Origin of the sequence: Acinetobacter sp. P1332, assembly GCF_044057475.1 — a bacterium.
In the GTDB taxonomy this organism is placed as follows: Bacteria; Pseudomonadota; Gammaproteobacteria; order Pseudomonadales; family Moraxellaceae; genus Acinetobacter; species Acinetobacter johnsonii.
Genome location: NZ_CP171157.1, coordinates 2094319 through 2113838 on the forward strand (window position 1 = coordinate 2094319; position 19520 = coordinate 2113838).

At 39.3% G+C, this 19520-nt stretch carries 24 protein-coding genes and 1 tRNA gene; 4 read left to right on the forward strand and 21 right to left on the reverse strand.

Annotated features, from left to right (window positions below; translation table 11 throughout):
* The first annotated feature begins 156 nt into the window (after positions 1-156).
* A complete protein-coding gene (locus ACFN7Z_RS10215) occupies positions 157-591 on the forward strand; it encodes a PaaI family thioesterase (protein WP_010326446.1) in 435 nt (144 codons plus the stop codon).
* A gap of 69 nt (positions 592-660) precedes the next feature.
* Here ACFN7Z_RS10215 and ACFN7Z_RS10220 read toward each other — a convergent pair whose 3' ends face one another.
* Positions 661-1119, reverse strand: coding sequence for a hypothetical protein (locus ACFN7Z_RS10220; RefSeq protein ID WP_010326445.1), 459 nt, complete (start codon positions 1117-1119; stop codon positions 661-663).
* 251 nt (positions 1120-1370) lie between these two features.
* On the opposite strand from ACFN7Z_RS10220, the gene ACFN7Z_RS10225 reads away from it, so the two are divergent.
* Positions 1371-1446 (forward strand) — tRNA-Asn (locus ACFN7Z_RS10225).
* A gap of 738 nt (positions 1447-2184) precedes the next feature.
* On the opposite strand, the gene ACFN7Z_RS10230 is transcribed toward ACFN7Z_RS10225, so the two are convergent.
* Genes ACFN7Z_RS10230 through lepA form a run of 9 tightly spaced genes read right to left on the reverse strand, consistent with a single transcriptional unit; the run spans position 2185 to position 9316 of the window.
* A complete protein-coding gene (locus ACFN7Z_RS10230; RefSeq protein WP_010326444.1) occupies positions 2185-2838 on the reverse strand; it encodes a tRNA-(ms[2]io[6]A)-hydroxylase in 654 nt (217 codons plus the stop codon).
* 24 nt (positions 2839-2862) lie between these two features.
* Positions 2863-3588: a pyridoxine 5'-phosphate synthase gene (gene pdxJ / locus ACFN7Z_RS10235; RefSeq protein ID WP_004980400.1), complete on the reverse strand. Its 726-nt coding sequence runs from the start codon at positions 3586-3588 to the stop codon at positions 2863-2865.
* A gap of 13 nt (positions 3589-3601) precedes the next feature.
* A complete protein-coding gene (gene recO, locus ACFN7Z_RS10240; RefSeq protein WP_004693661.1) occupies positions 3602-4312 on the reverse strand; it encodes a DNA repair protein RecO in 711 nt (236 codons plus the stop codon).
* 10 nt (positions 4313-4322) lie between these two features.
* On the reverse strand, positions 4323-4520 hold the full coding sequence (locus ACFN7Z_RS10245) for an NF038104 family lipoprotein (protein ID WP_004693662.1): 198 nt from the start codon (positions 4518-4520) through the stop codon (positions 4323-4325).
* 35 nt (positions 4521-4555) lie between these two features.
* A complete protein-coding gene (gene era, locus ACFN7Z_RS10250; RefSeq protein WP_010326443.1) occupies positions 4556-5584 on the reverse strand; it encodes a GTPase Era in 1029 nt (342 codons plus the stop codon).
* Between the two features lie 6 nt (positions 5585-5590).
* Positions 5591-6283: a ribonuclease III gene (rnc, locus tag ACFN7Z_RS10255; protein WP_004693665.1), complete on the reverse strand. Its 693-nt coding sequence runs from the start codon at positions 6281-6283 to the stop codon at positions 5591-5593.
* On the reverse strand, positions 6255-6629 hold the full coding sequence (locus tag ACFN7Z_RS10260) for a DUF4845 domain-containing protein (protein WP_004693667.1): 375 nt from the start codon (positions 6627-6629) through the stop codon (positions 6255-6257). Before ACFN7Z_RS10260 ends, rnc begins: the two co-directional genes overlap by 29 nt.
* A 21-nt stretch (positions 6630-6650) precedes the next feature.
* Positions 6651-7478, reverse strand: coding sequence for a signal peptidase I (gene lepB, locus ACFN7Z_RS10265; protein WP_010326441.1), 828 nt, complete (start codon positions 7476-7478; stop codon positions 6651-6653).
* Between the two features lie 20 nt (positions 7479-7498).
* A complete protein-coding gene (gene lepA / locus ACFN7Z_RS10270) occupies positions 7499-9316 on the reverse strand; it encodes a translation elongation factor 4 (RefSeq protein ID WP_004693672.1) in 1818 nt (605 codons plus the stop codon).
* Between the two features lie 359 nt (positions 9317-9675).
* Between lepA and ACFN7Z_RS10275 the strand changes: the two genes are divergently transcribed.
* Positions 9676-10602 (forward strand): chromate resistance protein ChrB domain-containing protein, encoded by a 927-nt coding sequence (locus ACFN7Z_RS10275; RefSeq protein ID WP_159151717.1) that lies wholly within the window; start codon positions 9676-9678, stop codon positions 10600-10602.
* A complete protein-coding gene (gene chrA, locus ACFN7Z_RS10280) occupies positions 10599-11948 on the forward strand; it encodes a chromate efflux transporter (RefSeq protein WP_159151718.1) in 1350 nt (449 codons plus the stop codon). The genes ACFN7Z_RS10275 and chrA overlap by 4 nt, the downstream gene beginning before the upstream one ends.
* Before the next feature lie 113 nt (positions 11949-12061).
* Here chrA and ACFN7Z_RS10285 read toward each other — a convergent pair whose 3' ends face one another.
* The 11 genes from ACFN7Z_RS10285 to ACFN7Z_RS10335 form a co-directional block, all read right to left on the reverse strand.
* On the reverse strand, positions 12062-12319 hold the full coding sequence (locus tag ACFN7Z_RS10285) for a hypothetical protein (RefSeq protein WP_058869416.1): 258 nt from the start codon (positions 12317-12319) through the stop codon (positions 12062-12064).
* A gap of 452 nt (positions 12320-12771) precedes the next feature.
* On the reverse strand, positions 12772-12969 hold the full coding sequence (locus ACFN7Z_RS10290; RefSeq protein WP_119062840.1) for a hypothetical protein: 198 nt from the start codon (positions 12967-12969) through the stop codon (positions 12772-12774).
* Between the two features lie 44 nt (positions 12970-13013).
* Entirely contained in the window at positions 13014-13241 is a 228-nt protein-coding gene (locus tag ACFN7Z_RS10295) for a hypothetical protein (protein ID WP_004693379.1), read from the reverse strand.
* Between the two features lie 106 nt (positions 13242-13347).
* Positions 13348-13563, reverse strand: a complete 216-nt coding sequence (locus tag ACFN7Z_RS10300; RefSeq protein ID WP_004693381.1) for a cold-shock protein — start codon at positions 13561-13563, stop codon at positions 13348-13350.
* A 656-nt stretch (positions 13564-14219) separates the two neighbouring features.
* Positions 14220-14798 carry a lysozyme gene (locus tag ACFN7Z_RS10305; protein ID WP_159151719.1) on the reverse strand — a complete coding sequence of 193 codons (579 nt, stop codon included), beginning with the start codon at positions 14796-14798 and terminating at the stop codon, positions 14220-14222.
* 11 nt (positions 14799-14809) lie between these two features.
* On the reverse strand, positions 14810-15181 hold the full coding sequence (locus ACFN7Z_RS10310) for a hypothetical protein (protein ID WP_087010935.1): 372 nt from the start codon (positions 15179-15181) through the stop codon (positions 14810-14812).
* A 64-nt stretch (positions 15182-15245) separates the two neighbouring features.
* Positions 15246-15476 (reverse strand): hypothetical protein, encoded by a 231-nt coding sequence (locus ACFN7Z_RS10315; RefSeq protein ID WP_004693692.1) that lies wholly within the window; start codon positions 15474-15476, stop codon positions 15246-15248.
* A complete protein-coding gene (locus tag ACFN7Z_RS10320) occupies positions 15469-17442 on the reverse strand; it encodes a hypothetical protein (RefSeq protein WP_159151720.1) in 1974 nt (657 codons plus the stop codon). The genes ACFN7Z_RS10315 and ACFN7Z_RS10320 overlap by 8 nt, the downstream gene beginning before the upstream one ends.
* Before the next feature lie 14 nt (positions 17443-17456).
* Positions 17457-17855: a hypothetical protein gene (locus ACFN7Z_RS10325; RefSeq protein ID WP_159151721.1), complete on the reverse strand. Its 399-nt coding sequence runs from the start codon at positions 17853-17855 to the stop codon at positions 17457-17459.
* Positions 17852-18145 carry a carboxypeptidase regulatory-like domain-containing protein gene (locus tag ACFN7Z_RS10330; RefSeq protein WP_159151722.1) on the reverse strand — a complete coding sequence of 98 codons (294 nt, stop codon included), beginning with the start codon at positions 18143-18145 and terminating at the stop codon, positions 17852-17854. The genes ACFN7Z_RS10325 and ACFN7Z_RS10330 overlap by 4 nt, the downstream gene beginning before the upstream one ends.
* Positions 18145-19479, reverse strand: a complete 1335-nt coding sequence (locus ACFN7Z_RS10335; protein ID WP_159151723.1) for a hypothetical protein — start codon at positions 19477-19479, stop codon at positions 18145-18147. The genes ACFN7Z_RS10330 and ACFN7Z_RS10335 overlap by 1 nt, the downstream gene beginning before the upstream one ends.
* Positions 19480-19520: the final 41 nt, after the last annotated feature.

Below are 19520 nucleotides of genomic sequence, written 5' to 3' on the forward strand. Positions count from 1 at the left end.
CAATCCGTTCGCAACATCATCTCAATCCGTGATTACGATTTCGTTGATTTTGTACTGATCAATCCAATGCTCAATATTGACGAAAAGACTGAATTTTGTTTAATTGGACAACAAGTTCCAAAAAGGAACTCATAGATAAATATAGGAATGAACAAGATGAATCCCAAAGAAATGACAGGACTACAACTCTTAGAAGCCATGTGTGCAGGAAAAATTCCACCAGCAAGTATCAGTGAAACTATTCCCATGCAGCCTTTTGAAGTTTCTGAAGGAAAAATTAGCTTTAAAGCAAAAGCGGATCACCGCCATTTAAATCCGCTTGGTGGCGTGCATGGTGGCTTTGCAGCAACAGTACTCGACTCAGTAACAGGTTGCGCTGTACATACTATGCTTGAAGCAGGTGTTGGCTATGGCACCATTGATCTGAATACTAAAATGTGCCGACCGATTCCAAGAGACAAAGAACTGCTTGCCATCGGCAGCGTGATCAACATCAGTAAGAACTTAGGTATTTCTGAAGGTAAAATTGTAGATGAAGACGGTAAACTCTACGCCCATGCCACAGCCACCTGTATGATTATTCGTTCCTAAAAACGAAAGGCACTGATAAATTTCAGTGCCTTTTTTACGCCAAATTAAACTTTACTTCAGCATGACAGATCAAATTGCGGTTTTAAACGTCTTCAGCGTCTGCAATTTTGAGGCATCAGGACGCTCAACTCCTTTATAAATACAATAGTATTTAAATGCGCTGTCTAAACTCACGTCTAAACTTTTACCTTCAGCAGCAGACCAGACTTTTGAACGATTATTACCTGATAAAGCACTGCCTGACAACTGATACAAATACAGATCATGTTCTCGCTGCACAGTCTTTTTAAGAGTACTTGTCGACTGTGCGGAAAGCAACTGACAAGGACTGTTGACCAGCCAACGCTCACTAAACCAAAGTTGTAATAAATCACCCAAATACAAGTCTGTACAACCGACTGGCCAAACATCAATATAGGCTGACTCTACAGAGATATAGTATTGTTCAGGGTTGGAAATAATAGAAAGATACTGATTTTGATAATCAGCTAGGTTTGCAAAAATATCGGAAATAGTAAGCGTATTCATTCGCTTTCTCCTGTTTAGCCATTTTAGTGCTGGCAAGTTGGTTATAAATCCACACTGTTTAAGTTTTCACTTAAACGCTCTGTTGTTAAAGTCAGACTATCAACGACTTTCCCACATTGCAAGCACTTCAATACGATTTTTTTTGAAAATGATTTTTTTGTTCAAATAAAAAGCATCCAATATAAAAATGACAGCAACATGACATTTTAGACTTGACCCACTATGAAATGTCCTTATAATCGCATGCAGATTCTCCAATAGCTCAGTCGGTAGAGCGACGGACTGTTAATCCGCAGGTCCCTGGTTCGAGCCCAGGTTGGAGAGCCAAATTCAAGAAAGCCCACACTATAAGTCGTGGGCTTTCTTCTTTTCTACACATTAAAAGTTTTACCGCTTAAGGTGTAAATCCTCCAGCTAAGTTCAACAGAAAGCCAGAACTAAACTATTCTCGAAAAATAACTTATCTTAAAAACACTAAAAAATGATTCACAAGAAAAATCATGAGCACATTTAAAACACATGTGGATGTTCGTCCAGATCACAGCAACTGAAATGAAAAAATGGAAAGGGCAAAAAAATTGGGAATACCAGCTTAGTTTTAGTGATCCTGCTTATAAAGATATTTCTACTGGATGTAATCATTATGAGTAAAATGACAGATTATTTTTAATTTTTATTCACCCACCACAGCCAATCATTAAAAATATTTTTTAAGAAAATAGATCTTTCCACCCAATTAAATCATGTCTCTGAGACTTTGCGAAATACTCTTTCTGATGTAACCATTTTTCATGATGTGCAATGGTGGAACGTGGAAGATATAAAAAAGTACAAGAAATCATCGTCAAAATTCTAAGCACACCTACTCAAATAACTCATTCCACTGACTCATATTTCGCGATTTTATGGAAAGGAATTACAGCTCTCAATACATCATATCTACCCATCTCTAATTAAAAAGCCCAATCGATAAAGATTGGGCTTTTTAATGAGTTAGAATTATCTACACTGAGAATTTGCAACTTTCGAACAGTCTACAAACTGTGGCATTCACCCACCTTATTTCTAAGTCGCTTGCATAGGCACGCCACTATGGAAACGAAACACATCATCAGGTGTAATAATTAGCTCTTTTTCGACGTTACGGATATGTTCAATACGGGCTTGAATATCTTCTTTCGGATTTTTCAATTTCCCCGTTTGCGCAACATCTAAAGCCAAAGCTAAATAGTCTTCAAAATGGCGTGATTCAGACTTCAGCAGGTAGCGATAGTAACGACCTAATTCATCATCGACCAAAGGTGCTAACGCGTAGAAACGCTCACATGAACGTGCTTCTACAAAGGCACCAATGATTAAAATATCAATTAAAGCCTCAGGCTCATAAGTCCGCACTTCTTTACGTAAACCACCCGCATAACGACCAGCGCTCAGATTGCTCCACTCTAGCCCGCGCTTTTTCATAAATTCAAGCACTTGCTCATAATGCAGCATTTCTTCACGAACCAGTTGTGCAAGCTTGACTTGTAAATCGGTAAAAAAACTATATCGAAACATCAGGTTCATCGCTGTACCTGCAGCTTTCTTCTCACAATTCGCGTGGTCTTGCATCAGCACATCAAGATTAGTTAGTGCTTCAGCCAACCAAGCTTTTGGTGTTTCACAGCCCAAGAAGTCCATGACGGGCTTCATGAGTTCATCATAATTGATATTCGACATATTCAAATCTTAAAAACTTTAAAATTAACGTGCAGCTTTAATCACTGCTTTCATTTCACGCACGGCTTGTTCCAAGCCCACAAAAATTGCATCGGCAATCAGTGAATGACCGATATTTAATTCGTGGATCTGTGGAATTTGCGCAATTGGGGTTACATTTTCAAGGTTGAGTCCATGCCCAGCATTGACTACTAAACCCTTAGATGCCGCATATTCAGCACCTTTGACAATACGTTCAAGCTCATGTTGCTGAGCTTCAGGTGTTTCTGCATCAGCATAAGCGCCTGTATGAATTTCAATGGTTGGTGCACCACAAGCAACCGCTGCATCAATTTGTGCAAAGTCAGCATCAATAAACAAGGACACATCACAACCAATCTCAGACAAGGCTTGAGTTGCCGCTTTAACATCGTCAAAATGTCCAACCACATCCAAACCACCTTCAGTCGTCACTTCTTGGCGTTTTTCAGGAACAAAACATACATGGTGCGGTTTAATTTCTTTGGCAAATGCAATCATTTCATCTGTGACTGCCAACTCCAAATTCATACGTGTTTTAAGCGCTGGACGCATACGACGCACGTCATCATCTTGAATATGACGACGGTCTTCACGTAAATGCAAGGTAATCCCTTCCGCCCCTGCTTGCTCACAGATCAGTGCTGCATTGACTGGATCAGGATAAGACGTTCCACGCGCTTGTCGTAAAGTTGCCACGTGGTCAATATTTACACCAAGTAATGCAGCCATATTCATTTCCTAATTACGATTGAGTTTGAGTGTTCTGAATCCACAACTGACGACTTTTTAAGGGGCGATCGCCCAACAATGAACTGATCATTTGTCGATACAACTTGGTCAGTAATTGTAACTGCTCCAAACCAAAATCCCTACCCTTTTCATATTGGCACATGCTTAAAATTTGCTGTCCATTTAAGGTCGATCGCGAGGCTTGTGCAGTAGGAATAAAGCCTTCATTCAGCTGGAATATATAGTTGAGTGATGCCTGAATTTCAAGTTGATTGGCATCGGTCGAAAAATCTAAGGCATAGCCTAAATCTTCCAGCAGTTCGTGCTCAAACTGTCTTAGAATTTGTTTTAAAAATTGATTAGGATCGGCTTGCTGTGCCAGTTGTTGTAATTGCGTTAGCGTATGCGCATATTGAGCAAAACTTTGCTCCATTTGTACTTCGAGCGGACACAGCCTGAGCAGGATCTCATTGAGATAAAAACCTGAAAAAAAAGCATCCCCGAAGAAAAAAATCGGCTGATTGACAATTTCAAGTTTTGTAAAATTTTTGAGTTCAGATTTACCCGAAGCTTGTAAACAAATCGGCTGATATTGTGGCGGCGGGGTTTGCCTTAGAATACCATCAACTCGCCCATGCTCTTGGGTAAATAAATGCACAATATGACTACGTTCACGGTATTTTCTATGGTGAATTAAATAACCATGCAGTACTTCATTGCGCATGAGAAATTAACTAATCTTTTTTATCTTTATCATTCTGTTCACTGTCTTCATCATCCCCATCTGGGATAACAGCACCAACCACAGCTGCGGTTCCTTTCACCACGCCTTTTGTGGTTTTATAAGCAATCTTTACAGGAACGGTGACGATCTTGTGTATACAACCTTGCAAAAACAACATACAAGCCATTACTGCGAACACTTTGACCATAACACCATCCCTATAAAAATTTGTTTTCTTAAAACTTAGATATCGCTATAACCTAAGCTTTTCAATGCACGTTCATCATCAGACCAACCGCCTTTCACTTTAACCCAAAGTGTCAACATGATCTTTTGTTCAAACATTTTTTCCATATCGATACGGGCATCCATACCGATTTTCTTAAGCTTAGCGCCTTTTTCACCAATCACAATTGCTTTCTGGCCTGGGCGGTCTACAAAAATCGTTGCATCAATATATGTACATGCTGGTTTAGGACGACCTGTTTTTTCATTCACCGTTGCTTCTTCAGTCTTAAACGACTCAATTTGCACGGTTAAATCATAAGGTAGCTCTTCACCCAACTGACGCATAATCTTTTCACGGATAATTTCTGATGCCAAGAAACGTTCAGAACGATCTGTCAATTGATCCAATGAATACATCGGTGGCTGGAAAGGTAAATATTTTTCAATGGTATCGCGCAGATGGTCTAAGTTTGCACCACGTAGTGCAGAAACAGGAACAATCTCAGCAAAATTCATTAATTTTGCACGCTCTTGAATCAAGGGTAATGCATGGTTTTTATTTTCAAGTATATCAATTTTATTGATCACTAGAATCACTGGCATCTCTGCATTTTTGAGTTTTTCCAAAACGAGCTCATCGTTTTGAGTCCACTTGTCTGCATCCAGAACAAACAATACCAAGTTGACATCACGCAATGCAGAAGACGCAGCACGGTTCATCATTTTGTTGATGGCGCGTACTTCTTTTTTATGCATCCCTGGCGTATCCACAAATACTGCTTGAGATTTTGCACGTGAATCAATTCCCACAATCTTATGCCGTGTGGTTTGTGGTTTACGTGAAGTAATCGATAATTTTTGACCCAATAAATGGTTCATCAACGTAGACTTGCCTACGTTTGGACGACCTACAATTGCCACAAAGCCGCTACGAAAATCCGTTGGGATTTCTGTGCCTTGTTCGCTAAAAAACTGGCTAATTAAATCATTACTGTCGCTTTGCGACTCGTGATCAGCATCGATGTGATCGGAAGAATTTGACATGGCAGATTACTGCTCCAAAAGTTTTAAAATATCCGCCGCAGCAGCTTGCTCAGCAAAACGACGACTGGTGCCCTCACCATTTACAACAGACAATCCATCCACTTTACATTCCACTTTGAAATGCTGATTGGGTGCATCACCTTGAATATCAACCACATCATAAACTGGGAGAGCTTTTTTTCGTGCCTGAAGATATTCTTGTAAACGAGATTTAGGATCTTTAAGTTGATCGGTTGGCTCGATATGGTCTAAATATGGCTCGTACCATTTTAACACAATCGGCTCCAACACCGTTAAATCACTACAATCCACATAGATTGCACCAATAATCGATTCAACCGTATCCGCAAGGATGGACTCGCGATGATGTCCACCTGATTTTAACTCGCCTGTACTTAAAATGAGTGACTGGCTCAGTTTTAAATCATTTGCAATTTTACCTAAAGCTTCCTGACGAACCAAGGTTGCACGCATACGCGTCAAACGGCCTTCGTTCTCAGTTGGATAAGCTTTATAGAGATAATTTGCAATAATCATCCCTAACAAAGAATCGCCTAGAAACTCTAGGCGCTCATAATTGTATTTGTGGCTCACCGATCGGTGGGTCAGTGCAAGCTGAAGTAATTCAGGTTGTTTAAACTGATAACCGATACGGCTCGCTAAGCGGGCTTCACTTAGCTTGGACTGAGCTTTGATCAAAACTTTTCTCGAACTTTAATACTAAATCTATATTCAGTAAGAAGGGTTTTCTTACCTCATACTCCTTTTTCACCTGCAACCCTTCGGTATTGGTGACTTGCATAATTTCTTTAATCTTCACATCGCGAATACCATTCATATCCAAACGCTTTGAAAGCTGACTCTCAAACTCCGCGGGCTGAATATTTTTCGGGCTGCTTTGAAATACTTCCTCAATTTGGCTATTGATCATCCGATCATCAAAATAAGGAGCCCAAACTGCAATTGCCACTTTCGCCATAAATGCAAACCCCATGATTGCAAATAAAATGGCGATATAAGATGCCCCTTGTTGATTCTTGCGCATTTTTTATTTTCCGAATCGATATTAGTCAATGCTACCGTTACGATTAAATGACGGCAACTTAAAGCCAGGTTCTTTATGCATCCAAATATAAAATGCACGACCCGTTAGGTTCTGTTCAGGAACCATTCCCCAGAAACGACTGTCAGCACTTTGGTCGCGATTATCCCCCATCGCAAAGTACTCACCTTCTTTTACTTTCACTTCCCAATATAAACCATTTTCAGCAGAGTATTTACCATTTTCTACAAAGTTAATATACGGTGCTTGGCGTGCAACATTGACACCCTCTAACTCACGCATGGTAAAGGTATGCTTGCCAATGGTTTCTTTATGATATATCGAAGTAGGCGTATCTAAACGGTCTTTTTCACGGCTAAATTCAACAGGAACTTTAGCAATTTTTTGACCATTAATGGTTAATTGGCCATGATCAAAAACAATGTGATCGCCAGGAATACCAACCACACGTTTGATATAGCTGATCGTCGGTTGCGGTGGATAACGGAAGACAATCACATCACCACGCTCAGGCTCACCCACATCAATCACTTTTTTATTCACAATCGGCAGGCGAACACCATAGTCAAACTTATTGACCAAGATGAAGTCACCAGTTTCTAAAGTCGGGACCATCGAGTCGGAAGGAATATTAAAAGGTTCATAAAAGAATGAACGTAAGCATAGAACAATCGCAAGGACTGGCCAAAAATCATAAGCCCAAGTAATGACAAAATTTTCATTCCCCTTGCCTTTTGTCGCTCGTTGTTTAAATACAAACTTATCGAGCAACCACACCAAAAAGAAAATCAGTGTGACAGGAACAAGTATCAAATTAAAATCAAAATCCATGGGCTTATATTCCTACCTTTTTATCTTTCTACTTTCAACACAGCCAAGAACGCTTCTTGTGGGATTTCTACACTTCCCACTTGCTTCATGCGTTTCTTACCTTCTTTTTGCTTCGATAGCAGTTTCTTCTTACGAGAAACGTCACCACCATAACATTTCGCCAATACGTTTTTACGCATTGCCTTTACGGTTGAACGAGCAATAATTTGTGCGCCAATGGCCGCTTGAATTGCCACATCAAACATTTGACGTGGAATCAAATCTTTCATTTTTTCAACTAATGCAATACCACGGTGACGTGCATCTTGACGGTGACAAATCATTGCCAAGGCATCGACTTTATCGCCATTGATTAGAACATCGACTTTTACCAATGATGAACTTTCAAAACGTACAAAGTTATAATCGAGCGACGCAAAACCGCGTGAACACGACTTCAATTTATCAAAGAAGTCCATCACCACTTCCGCCATTGGAATTTCAAAAGTGATCGAAACTTGGTTCGCCATAAACTTCATGTCTTTTTGAACACCACGGCGTTCCACACATAAAGTCATGACATTACCCAAATACTCTTGTGGTACAAGGATATGGCACTCAGCAATCGGCTCACGTAGGTCTTCGACCGTTGAACCATCTGGCATTTTAGATGGGCTATCGATATAAATCGTTTCACCATTCTTCATCACCGCTTCATAAATCACAGTCGGTGCAGATGAAATGAGGTCTAAATCATACTCGCGCTCTAAACGCTCTTGCACGATTTCCATGTGTAGCATGCCTAAGAAGCCACAACGGAAACCAAAACCTAAAGCATCTGAGCTTTCAGGTTCAAAGAATAACGCCGAGTCATTGATCTGAAGTTTATGCAAAGCTTCACGGAACGGTTCAAATTCACTTGAATCAATTGGGAACAAACCTGCATACACCTGCGGCTTCACTTTTTTAAAGCCTGGCAAGGTTTTGACTTCTGGTGTGTTGGCAAGGGTAATCGTATCACCGACTGGCGCACCAAAAATGTCTTTAATCCCTGCAATTACGAAACCAACTTCACCCGCTTCAAGGATGTCTGTCTCAGTATGTTTAGGATTGAAAATACCCACAGAAGTAATAATGTGCGTTTGGCCTGTTGATTTCATCAACATCTTGTCGCCCTTACGCACACGACCTTCTTTCACGCGCACCAAAGAAACCACACCTAAGTAGTTATCAAACCAAGAGTCGATAATTAAAGCTTGTAATGGCGCATTACGATCACCAGTAGGTGCAGGAATGACATTAACAAGGGTTTCTAAAACGCTATCAATCCCAAGACCTGTTTTTGCCGAACAGGTTGGCGCTTCAGTCGCTTCAATACCAATAATGTCTTCAATTTCTTGAATCACACGTTCAGGTTCAGCCTGTGGTAAATCAATTTTGTTGAGCACTGGTAGAACTTCGAGACCTTGCTCAATTGCGGTATAACAGTTCGCAACCGACTGAGCTTCCACGCCCTGCGCAGCATCTACAACCAACAATGCACCTTCACAGGCAGCCAATGACCGTGACACTTCATATGAAAAATCGACGTGCCCTGGTGTATCAATAAAGTTCAATTGATACTCTTGACCATTTGGATGAGTGTAATACAAAGTAACCGACGCAGCTTTAATGGTAATACCACGCTCACGTTCAAGTTCCATGGAGTCAAGTACTTGTGCTTGCATTTCACGATCTTGCAAACCACCACAGGTTTGAATAAAGCGGTCAGCGAGCGTTGACTTCCCGTGGTCAATGTGAGCAATAATGCTAAAGTTTCGTATATTATTGATATCTACAGACTTTTTTACAACTGCCATAAACTACTCTAAAAATATGTACACAATCATGTACTCAACTGTAAAAGTACAAACGACGTGCAAAAAGAATGTTGCTAAAAACTTCGCACAGTATAAGCAGATAAGTGTTAAAAATATATATTGTGATTGAGAAAAACTATCTTACAGAACAAACAGAATACAACTCATACATTAAAGCTATAGCGTTGCCCTGATTCATAAGGTTGTCAGCATTTTTTATTTTAATTGTACTTATTATAGTCACCCTCTTTAAGTCAAAAAACTATTTATTCTTTTTACGCATATTGTTATTCAATTAAATCCATTACCAAAAAAATTAAACATGTTATAAATTAAACAAAATATGTTGAGTTTATAACATGAAATTATCATTACTTGTATCATCACCTCCTAGTCAAAGTACTGCCGCCAGAATGCGAATTTGGCGTTCATTAAAATCGAATGGTGCAGCTGCACTAAGAGATGGCGTCTATCTCCTACCAGCAATACATGCTGAAAAATTTGATACTGTTATCGATGATCATTTCAATGAAAATGGACATGCTTATATCTTTCACGCTGAAGCTCCTGCACATCTAGATCTGGGACAACTTTTTGATCGGAGTGGAGAGTATGAGGAACTCAGAACTGAAATTTCTCAAATACAAAGTAAGCTTGAAGAAAGTAAGAAAAAAGAATATCTCAAACAAATCCGAAAATTAAGAAAGTCCATCAATTCACTGGTAGAAATAGACTTTTTCCCCAATATTCAACAAAGTAAAACACTGAATGAACTCACCCGATTAGAACATGCTATTGCTCGTTTAGGTGAAGATGATGAACCCAATAATTTTGAACAGCAAATAAAAGTCCTATTCAAGCAAGATTTTCAAAATAAAATCTGGGCAACTAGAAAGCGTCCTTGGGTTGACCGTTTGGCATCAGCATGGATCATTCAAAAATTTGTAGACCCTCAGGCAGAATTTATTTGGTTAGAGCACCCCGATGATTGCCCAAAGGATGCCTTAGGTTTCGATTTTGATCATGCCAAATTTACGCATATCAATAATCTAGTCACTTATGAAGTGTTAATGCATAGCTTTAAATTACAAAACCCTGCTTTAAATAAAATCGCTGAAATTGTTCATTTTTTAGATGTTGGAGGAAATGAGCCTGCTGAAGCATTAGGTATTGAAAAAATCTTACAAGGTCTCAGAAGCACGATCACAAATGATGATCAATTACTCCAGCTTTCAAACCATATTTTTGATGGCTTGTATGCAGACTTTCAAAGGAATTTAGCATGAACAATAAGCCATCTTTGTCAAATGAAATAGAAATTGAATCTATTAGCTTTTGGCAAGCTTTTAAATTTTGGTTAAAACTCGGATTCATCAGCTTTGGAGGCCCTGCTGGGCAAATTGCTGTTATGCATCAAGAGCTGGTTGAAGAAAAAAAATGGATTTCAGAAAAGCGGTTTATGCATGCTCTGAACTATTGCATGTTGTTACCTGGGCCTGAAGCTCAACAACTCGCAACTTATATTGGTTGGTTAATGCATAAAACCAAAGGAGGCATCGTTGCAGGTGTTTTCTTTGTTTTACCCTCTCTATTTATCCTGATCGGGTTGTCTTGGGTTTATGTTAAATATGCAGATGTCCCGATCATTGCGGGCTTGTTTTATGGCATTAAGCCAGCAGTTGCAGCCATTGTATTTCATGCCACTTATCGTATTGGTAGTCGATCATTAAAGAATAAATTTCTATGGGCAATTGCAGTTGTCGCTTTTATTGCAATATTTATTTTTAATGTCCCTTTCCCTTTAATTGTTCTATGTGCAGCTATATCAGGCTATTTTGCAGGTAAAAAGCTTCCAGAGTTATTTCAGGTAAATGCACATCATTCCAGTCAAAAATCTTATGGTCGTGCAATTATTGATGACGACACTCCCACACCTGAACACGCCATTTTTAAATGGTCGCATCTAATCAAAATAGCAGTAATCTCAGCACTTTTATGGATAATTCCGCTCATCTCTTTAACAGCAATTTTTGGATGGAGTCATTCTTATACTCAACTTGCTTGGTTTTTTACTAAAGCTGCTCTTATGACATTCGGGGGAGCTTATGCTGTTCTGCCTTACGTATATCAGGGGGCCGTCGGTTTTTATCACTGGCTGACACCAACTCAAATGATTGATGGACTAGCTCTAGGTGAAAGTACTCCTGGTCCGTTGATCATGGTGGTGGCTTTTGTCGGCTTCTTGGCGGCTTACAATCAATCTCTATTAGGTGTTGAGCATCAATTTATTGCGGGTGCATTAGGTGCAATCATTGTCACTTGGTTTACGTTTATTTTCTCATTTTTCTTCATTTTAGCGGGGGCGCCTGTCATAGAGTCCACGCATAATCAAATTAGATTCACAGCCCCTTTAACAGCCATTACCGCTGCCGTGGTGGGTGTAATTCTGAATTTAGCTCTCTTTTTATGTTACCACGTGCTTTGGCCAAAGGGCTTTGAAGGAAGTTTTGATTATATTTCTGCCATTATTGCTATTTTAGCTATAGTCGCATTATTTAAGTTTAATCAGAGTGTGCTCCGAGTCATCATCGGTTCGGCGTTACTAGGATTAGTAATTAAGCTCATAATCTGAAAATCAGCTGCGCAACTTATAAGTAGCGCAGCCAATTTTATCACTCATCCTATTACTTATCTTTATGCATTGTCCTTCTGAGAAATTTACGTATTCTGACAGGTGCCAAGCAATTATTTCTCGAAAGAGCTCCTGCAGCCTTTGATAAATGCATCATTGATATTCATTTCAGGATCATCCTTTTCATCATCGCATTGATCCGCACTCTTTAGGTTGTTATCACGTGCGTATTGATAACCGTAATACTCTTCTGTGCCTTCCTTAAAGCCACCAAGCGTGTCAGGTCTCATTTGATACTGGAAAAAGATGAAGGCAGCTATGCCGATGACTGCGAGTATTGCGTTGACGATCCTAAATTGTTTTGAAATCATTTTTTATTCTTGGTTGGGTTATTATTTGTGCGATGATCATAAAGAATAAAAAGGGATAAGTCTATGTGTGCAAACTTCTAAAAATTGGGAAGTGAAATATAATAACAAACATGTATATGAGTTATGAAGAGGCAACAAAAAACCATGACAGAGGGAGTGATATGTCATGGTTTCATTATTCTATTGATGCTTGAAAATAAGAGCTTTTTAAGGGCTACAAATTTCGAAGATGGACTTTATAATTTTTACATGCAGCACAAAAATAATTCTAAAAACAATAAAAAAGTTTAAAATAGTCAAAATAGTATCAACAACATCATTGTGTATGATACTAGTTAAAATAATAGATACACATAAAACAAAAACCCAAATATATGATTTTAAAATGTAAAAAACAGCTTTCATATATTTCAAATCAAATAAAAAATTCAAATTTTCTTTGTTCATAACCATTAAATTAACTTAAAAATCTTACTACTTTCAAGGCTCTGAAAAAACATTTCAAAACTAGGGCGAATATCCTCACCTTCAAAAGTAATATATTTTAAATTTGAGTGATCTTGTAGGTCTACAATAGACTTATCAACTGTTGCTTGAATATTATATTCAGTACCAAATTGATCTTTTACGGTGACTTCTTTTTTTAACATAGATGGGTCCTTAATTTAAATTATTTAGAAATTATATAACTTGATTAAATTACTTTATAATTTAACTTAAACATCTGATTTAAAGACGTATAAAAAGTTCTTCCATCTAGGTTCAAATCAACTTCTTTACCTGATTGAAGAAGTATTCGCTTACCCACTTCTATAGTTTTTAACCCATTACGAGTATTTTGTATTTTATTTAGAGGGATGAGCGACACTATAATTTCTGTACCATTTTTTGATTTTGCAATTAAATCGTTTATCTTTAACAACTTGTATCCTATTTCTGGAGGTTTTCTCGATTTGAAAAAACTTTAAAACTAACTTTCAATTTATAAAAAGCACTGTTTAGTGCTTTTTATTACTGTCAATTATTGCTTAGATAGCAACAATATTTACAGCATTTGGTCCTTTTTGACCTTGAGCTACACTAAACTCAACCATTTGGCCTTCAAACAGTGTTTTGAAACCTGAATTAGCAATTTCGCTAAAATGGGCAAAAACATCTGGACCTGATTCTTGCTGGATAAAACCGAAACCTTTAGTTTCGTTGAACCATTTTACAGTACCTTTAACAACATTCGAGTTTGACATAATAAATCCTACTGATTTTTTAATAATTGTGAGTCATTTGATTGACTATTTATAACTTTGAAAATAATAAATTTTGAGACTTAAAATCTGAAAAAACGAAGGATTATAACTAAAACTGCGATACTTAAAGAAGATTTACCGAAACAAGACTTTTTTCTAGTTAAGTTAACTATACACTAAAAATTAATTTAATCAAGTTTTCTTATATATATATTTATCCACCTTATGTATTTTTAATTTTTACAATAAAATTAGTCCTTTATTGTAAATACACTAGGATATTGTTACTCTGAACCTCAGCAATATTGATAAGTAATGAATGCGATTTTATAACTCTGTAATAACAATTCTAGTTTTTTTGGTTTCGGGAATGATGATTTTTTCCCATATACAAAGCTCCTACCACCCTGCAAACTTTATTACTGCATCTATTGATAAGTAATTAAATTCAAAATCAATCAGATGCTTAAACACTTTTAGTCGTATCAATATATTAATTAAGAACGCTTATCCCCTCACGATAAACCTTACACCAAAGCCCTCACTTAGAGGGCTTTTTCAATTCACACACTGAACACAAACAGTGACATGCACCTTTGTCGAAATCGAATGAGCTGTGCAGCCTGAAAGCAGGATGCACAGCATGAATGCTTTGATCATGATAGAAACAAAGCCTTTTCTTTAGCACGACGATTCACAAGCCCTTGCATACGCTTACCACCCGCATTCACCCACACATCAAACTGATCCGCAGCAGCACGATTATCATTGCCATTCAGCTTTTTCACCAAAGTTGATTTGCTAAATGCATTGGTCCCAATGTTGTAGGCAAGTGATACCAGCGCATCAAACTGATTTTGGCTAAGTGGTACCGTAACCGCGTTATTTACAGCAGTTTCAAATTTCTTTAAATCATGGGCCATATAAGCTTTTGCTTGTGCTTCAGTACAGGTATCACCTTTTTTGACCTTCATGCCGTTTGGATAAACCGTAGTACCGAAACCAATCGTCCACACTCCCACACCATCATCATAGGCAGTAAGCCGTTTCCCCTCAAAACCACAGATGAGATCCACACCAAAAAGACTGACCACCATCTGGTCGATCGCAATACCCAACATATCAGCCACTGATACATCTGTAGCTGTAGCAATCACTTGATTGGCAGCATCTACCTGTTTTTGAGTAAGTGTTCCACCACTGATCTTTCTTAAAAAATCAAAAATATGTTTCATTTTTCACTTACTCACTTAAACATTGCTTTAAAAGCTGATCGAATTTCAAAGATTAATTCACCAATGGTTTTACCACGTAACAGCTGAATCGCTTGATACCAGATGCCAATTAACAACATTCCGAAAATCGCAAAGATCAACATTACAAAGCCTTGCGTCATATGTGAATAGACATGCCAACCATAATATTCAATAAATGCTGAACCACCATACAGACTAATCGCCACACTAAACGTGAACTTCATAATCACCCCCATCGTGATTTTAATTCGTCCCTCGGTGTCGATATCCCCCGATAACGTCAGAGCAAAGATTGCCCCAACCACTGCAGCGATAATTTTAAAAAGCCATGGTAGGCCCTTGATGCTTAACGGGTCATTCATAGACCACTCCTAATTTTTTGGCAATAAAAAAGCGCTCAATGAGCGCCATGTACTTTTTAAAAACTTAAACTTCTATTTGAATCACTTCACCCAATGGTGCGAGTCGTTTAATCTCACCATCAGATACGAATACGGTTGCTCCTAAGTTGTAACGTGTTGAACTGGTGACCAGGTTTAAACCTGATCCACCTACTACCAACACTTTGTAATTGGGATGGTCCACGCTGGTAATGGTTCCTACAAATTCTGCAGCCGCAGGAAGTAAATCAATTAAACGCTGTAAGGCATTACTCACGATTGACACGCTCCACTTTCACAGTTTGATTGACCAGCGCATGACTGAATGAGACGCTGACGCTATCTACAATGCCCCACCATTCCGCATTAAATGCCAGTACTTCTCCTGGCACACATTCGCCCACTTCAGGCGAAATCGGCATGCTGTAGGTATGGGTTTCGACCATCCCTGCTTTGGCAAGCTGAGCCTTACCATATGCCCCCATACTGACATGGTTAAACAATGGATTGTTTTCAGGCTGAAGTAAGGTGTCAGCACTGGTTCCAGTGCGTTTCACTTGAGCCACCAACGCTTTACGATCATTGGTCAGCGTAATGCCGTTGTAATCTGGATAGATTTGGTAATCGGTCGACTGACTCACTACCGCGGACTCAGGCAACAAGCGATCATATTCAGCGATCGACAACACATCCCAAAAGGTCTTTTTATACAGCGGTTTAATTGTCAGCGTATTGCTACCCTTTTCGCTATAAATAAACCCACCACCGCTTTCAACCACCATCTTGATGGCATCTATCGGTGCTAAATTGGAATAGCTCAAGCATTCACGCTCAACGATCCAACCCAATGCATCGATCAACTGCCAATTGAGCACCGTATCGCTAAACACACGATCAAGCTCTGCTTGGCATAACTGGACGGAGGTTCGATCATTCTCTTGTAAGAATGAGCGTAATGGCGCTGTCGGTGCAGCAAGCAGCGCGGTTTGACTGCGACCAATTAAAGTATAGGTATCTTGGGCGAATTTACGAGAACGTCGTCGGTTCTCAAGCAACATTTGATGCTCGGTACCATTCACGATAATTTTTAAAATTACAGGTTGGCCATTGATAGGCTCAAGCTTCCCAATCTCAGATGCCGGTACGGTCAAACTATAGGACCAACACCAGCAGCTGCGATCGGTACTGTAATTCCCATCTAGCACATTTATTTCCTCGCCATTATCTAGGCGCGTCACAGATAAACTATTCAATATGTACCACCAATTACGATTCGGTATGCCGGGTATGCAGTCGTCTGCACCGAAGTTAAGTTCAACATTATGCGAATCCACCTCATGACATAGGCATACGAAATTAAGATCCCCCGTACCTTCATACTGAGGAATTTCAGGCTCTGGCCATGGTTCAATCGGATGCTTACGATAATGGATAGACTTCGCTTTATCCCATGGGATTTCATCTTGTGTGACCAGCTCTAGTCCTTTGTCCCAATCAAAGCTAAAGCGCTTTTCAAAGACATGTGCGACCTGATGTGAAAACGAGATATTGCGGCGTTTACGGATCATCTCCTGATGAGTTAATTCACGGTTCAATCGAAGCTTAATTGATTCCTCAAAATACAAATCACGCGCAATTGGAATCTTTAGATTTTCTTGCCAGCGCACCCCTTGGTTACGACTAAGCTTTAAGCCCTGGTCAAAAGCACTATAGATGGATTCAGATAAAGTCAGTCCACGCTCAAAACTCAGCTCTGTAGCATGATTAATGACTAAACTACGGTCGTAAAAAAAGGTGTCATTTGACACCCTTAAAATAGGCTTGGTCCATGGTATTTCTACATGGTCTAATCTTGTGAAGGCTTTCCGATATTTCAGCCTTGAGACAAGAGATACCCCCACAATATGATTGATATCATTCAAACCCAAAATATCAGACTGAATAGAGGGGTTAATCGTTGCCAAGATTGTGCCGTGATTATCTACATTGTCCTGATTGGTTCCAGCAATATCCGCATTAATCGAAGTGTTAATAGTACTGTGCAATGTACCACTATTTACTTCTAGCTCTGTATTCGAACCCCTCAGTTGTACTTGAATACGAGTATCAATTTCAGCATTTAGAAAACTTAACTGATCTAAGGAATCGTTAAAATTTAAAGCCAAATTGTGGCTGTCTGTTGCTGTAGAAGTCTGTTCAAAATTAAGTATGACGTCATGTGCGTCAGGTGGTGTGTAAGACATTAACCACCTCTAAATCAATATGGTTTTAAGATAATGCTATCAATCTTTTGACTTGAGCCAAGTGCAATATTGACACTATTCAGCACAATGTCAGTACCAGCAGTTCCTATACCAAAATCTGCATATGCTTCATCATCGCCATTATATAAGCGCGCCCATACTGCTGTACCTGATTTTGTGGCCAGTGCTGCTTCGGTTTCATGTAACTCTATACCATCAATTAAAACCTGTTTAATGCATGGCTCAGGTAATGGCAGTACGCAAAGTAAATTCGATGGGTTTGCAGCCACTTCTGTGCTGACAGGTTTGGCACCACTGTAATATGCAAAATATGCAGCCCCAGCCCCATGATCTAAAAATTCAGCATGAGCTTGAAGTGCAACAATTCCCGCTTTTTTTGAGATTTGTATCATTTTGGCACCACATTATCTTGAATGACTGCATTAAATTTAAGTTTAGGATGATGTGCCACAATAAAATATGAGCACTCATTACTTAAGTTTTCGAATTGATAATAGCCCTGATCATCTGTTAAGACATCAGCAAATAACAAACCCGACTTTCTTTCAAATAATCGAACACGACAAGGTATAGGCACTGATTTTTCGGTTACCTGCCCTTGAATCGTTTGAAAGTCGAAAGTTTTAAAAGCAATATTTTCTTTAAATCGAACTGTGGTCGTTTGATCAATCTTGATGCCCACTATTGCTCTCCTAGATCAAATAACACAATGCCTAGTGGATAGCTACTCGTCCCGCGGACGTGCTTTGCTAGAAGTACCAAGCCACCCTCTTCTATTAACTGCACGTTGCTGTAAAGGGCTTTATGGGGAATCGTCTTAATCAGGGGTAAAAAGCCTCGAGGATGCGCTTGGGATGATGCTGTGACTTCAAGTACCAAAGGGGTTTGAATAACGACGCCGCCAAACACTTCAGCGCTTACTGCGTATCCAGCCGAACTTCCACTCACCACATTGATTCCAGGTTCAAGTGTCGCCTTGCGACAAGTCGCTTGAGCATACGCGGATTTTTTATAACCTCTCTGCAAAAAAACACTACGTCCTAGTGCTGTGTTAGCGTATTCCTCAGAGCCGACCACCACATCTCGTGTGAAAGACTCCATTCGATTGAGAGTGCTTTGAGCAGTCTCCCAAACATTGCTTGCCAGCAAAAAGTGTGTGAATAAGTCATCATTTGCTATAGGGTTAAAAGCACCAAACCCATAACAAAACGCTAACTCCTTTTCCTCATCTGGAATATTTTTTTGATTATCAACACCATTGAGAATATAAAATGCAGACTCTGTTCCAATCACCATCCAAGATCTATTTTCTGTCTCGTAATCAACTAAGCTCATTGAGTCGTAGTTGTATTCACCCAGTGTGTAGTAATACCACTTAGCCCATCCATTCTTTATATTGACCCCACTCCCCGTTGGATTCCAGTTTCGTGTTGCGGCAGATGCAATATAAGGGGCTTGTACACCCTGCATCACATCAATACCGGTCATCTCCTCAACGATACCTACTTTGGCATATTTCGCATAGTTATTGCTATAACTAGAAATGCGTTCATCCACCACACGTAAAAATGGGCGATTTGACAAAGTTTCATCTTTTGAACGATATGCAGCACGCCCTCCTCCTAAAGCTGTTGAACTTGAGAAAGGCTTATCCCAATTTAAGGGTGCAAGCATGCAATTAATCGTGCCCGAGGCATTCGCAACACTCGCAACACTATTCAATTCAAACTTAATGGTCGTTGCATTGACCACTTGTTTAATTTTAAAGTCGCCATTGTATTCAGCCTGTGTTGCACCACTCACTCTGACGACCTGATATTTTTTAAGGTTATGAGGCAATCCAAATACAGCAGTTGCTTCAAGTCCAGTATTAGAGAGTGAGTTAATAACCCCCACCTGAATACCTGTCACTAGGCAAGCATCGAGCAAAGTTATCATTGAGCCTGAAGCATTTTGCAATTGAGGTGCATTACTGTTGTCTGATGTAAAAAACTTCACTGTCTTATTTGTTGCCATGGCCTTTTACTCATAAAAAAGACCGCCGAAGCGGTCATATT

Bases quoted from the DNA above. Each gene is read 5' to 3' on its own strand.
- ACFN7Z_RS10245 (WP_004693662.1), bottom strand. From the start codon at position 4,520: ATGGTCAAAGTGTTCGCAGTAATGGCTTGTATGTTGTTTTTGCAAGGT.
- ACFN7Z_RS10230 (WP_010326444.1), bottom strand. From the start codon at position 2,838: ATGTCGAATATCAATTATGATGAACTCATGAAGCCCGTCATGGACTTC.
- ACFN7Z_RS10305 (WP_159151719.1), bottom strand. From the start codon at position 14,798: ATGAAACATATTTTTGATTTTTTAAGAAAGATCAGTGGTGGAACACTT.
- ACFN7Z_RS10335 (WP_159151723.1), bottom strand. From the start codon at position 19,479: ATGGCAACAAATAAGACAGTGAAGTTTTTTACATCAGACAACAGTAAT.
- ACFN7Z_RS10325 (WP_159151721.1), bottom strand. From the start codon at position 17,855: ATGATACAAATCTCAAAAAAAGCGGGAATTGTTGCACTTCAAGCTCAT.
- ACFN7Z_RS10260 (WP_004693667.1), bottom strand. From the start codon at position 6,629: ATGCGCAAGAATCAACAAGGGGCATCTTATATCGCCATTTTATTTGCA.
- ACFN7Z_RS10220 (WP_010326445.1), bottom strand. From the start codon at position 1,119: ATGAATACGCTTACTATTTCCGATATTTTTGCAAACCTAGCTGATTAT.
- ACFN7Z_RS10275 (WP_159151717.1), top strand. From the start codon at position 9,676: ATGAAATTATCATTACTTGTATCATCACCTCCTAGTCAAAGTACTGCC.
- ACFN7Z_RS10300 (WP_004693381.1), bottom strand. From the start codon at position 13,563: ATGTCAAACTCGAATGTTGTTAAAGGTACTGTAAAATGGTTCAACGAA.
- lepA (WP_004693672.1), bottom strand. From the start codon at position 9,316: ATGGCAGTTGTAAAAAAGTCTGTAGATATCAATAATATACGAAACTTT.
- ACFN7Z_RS10320 (WP_159151720.1), bottom strand. From the start codon at position 17,442: ATGTCTTACACACCACCTGACGCACATGACGTCATACTTAATTTTGAA.
- ACFN7Z_RS10285 (WP_058869416.1), bottom strand. From the start codon at position 12,319: ATGATTTCAAAACAATTTAGGATCGTCAACGCAATACTCGCAGTCATC.
- chrA (WP_159151718.1), top strand. From the start codon at position 10,599: ATGAACAATAAGCCATCTTTGTCAAATGAAATAGAAATTGAATCTATT.
- ACFN7Z_RS10215 (WP_010326446.1), top strand. From the start codon at position 157: ATGAATCCCAAAGAAATGACAGGACTACAACTCTTAGAAGCCATGTGT.
- ACFN7Z_RS10310 (WP_087010935.1), bottom strand. From the start codon at position 15,181: ATGAATGACCCGTTAAGCATCAAGGGCCTACCATGGCTTTTTAAAATT.
- lepB (WP_010326441.1), bottom strand. From the start codon at position 7,478: ATGGATTTTGATTTTAATTTGATACTTGTTCCTGTCACACTGATTTTC.
- recO (WP_004693661.1), bottom strand. From the start codon at position 4,312: ATGCGCAATGAAGTACTGCATGGTTATTTAATTCACCATAGAAAATAC.
- pdxJ (WP_004980400.1), bottom strand. From the start codon at position 3,588: ATGGCTGCATTACTTGGTGTAAATATTGACCACGTGGCAACTTTACGA.
- era (WP_010326443.1), bottom strand. From the start codon at position 5,584: ATGTCAAATTCTTCCGATCACATCGATGCTGATCACGAGTCGCAAAGC.
- ACFN7Z_RS10290 (WP_119062840.1), bottom strand. From the start codon at position 12,969: ATGTTAAAAAAAGAAGTCACCGTAAAAGATCAATTTGGTACTGAATAT.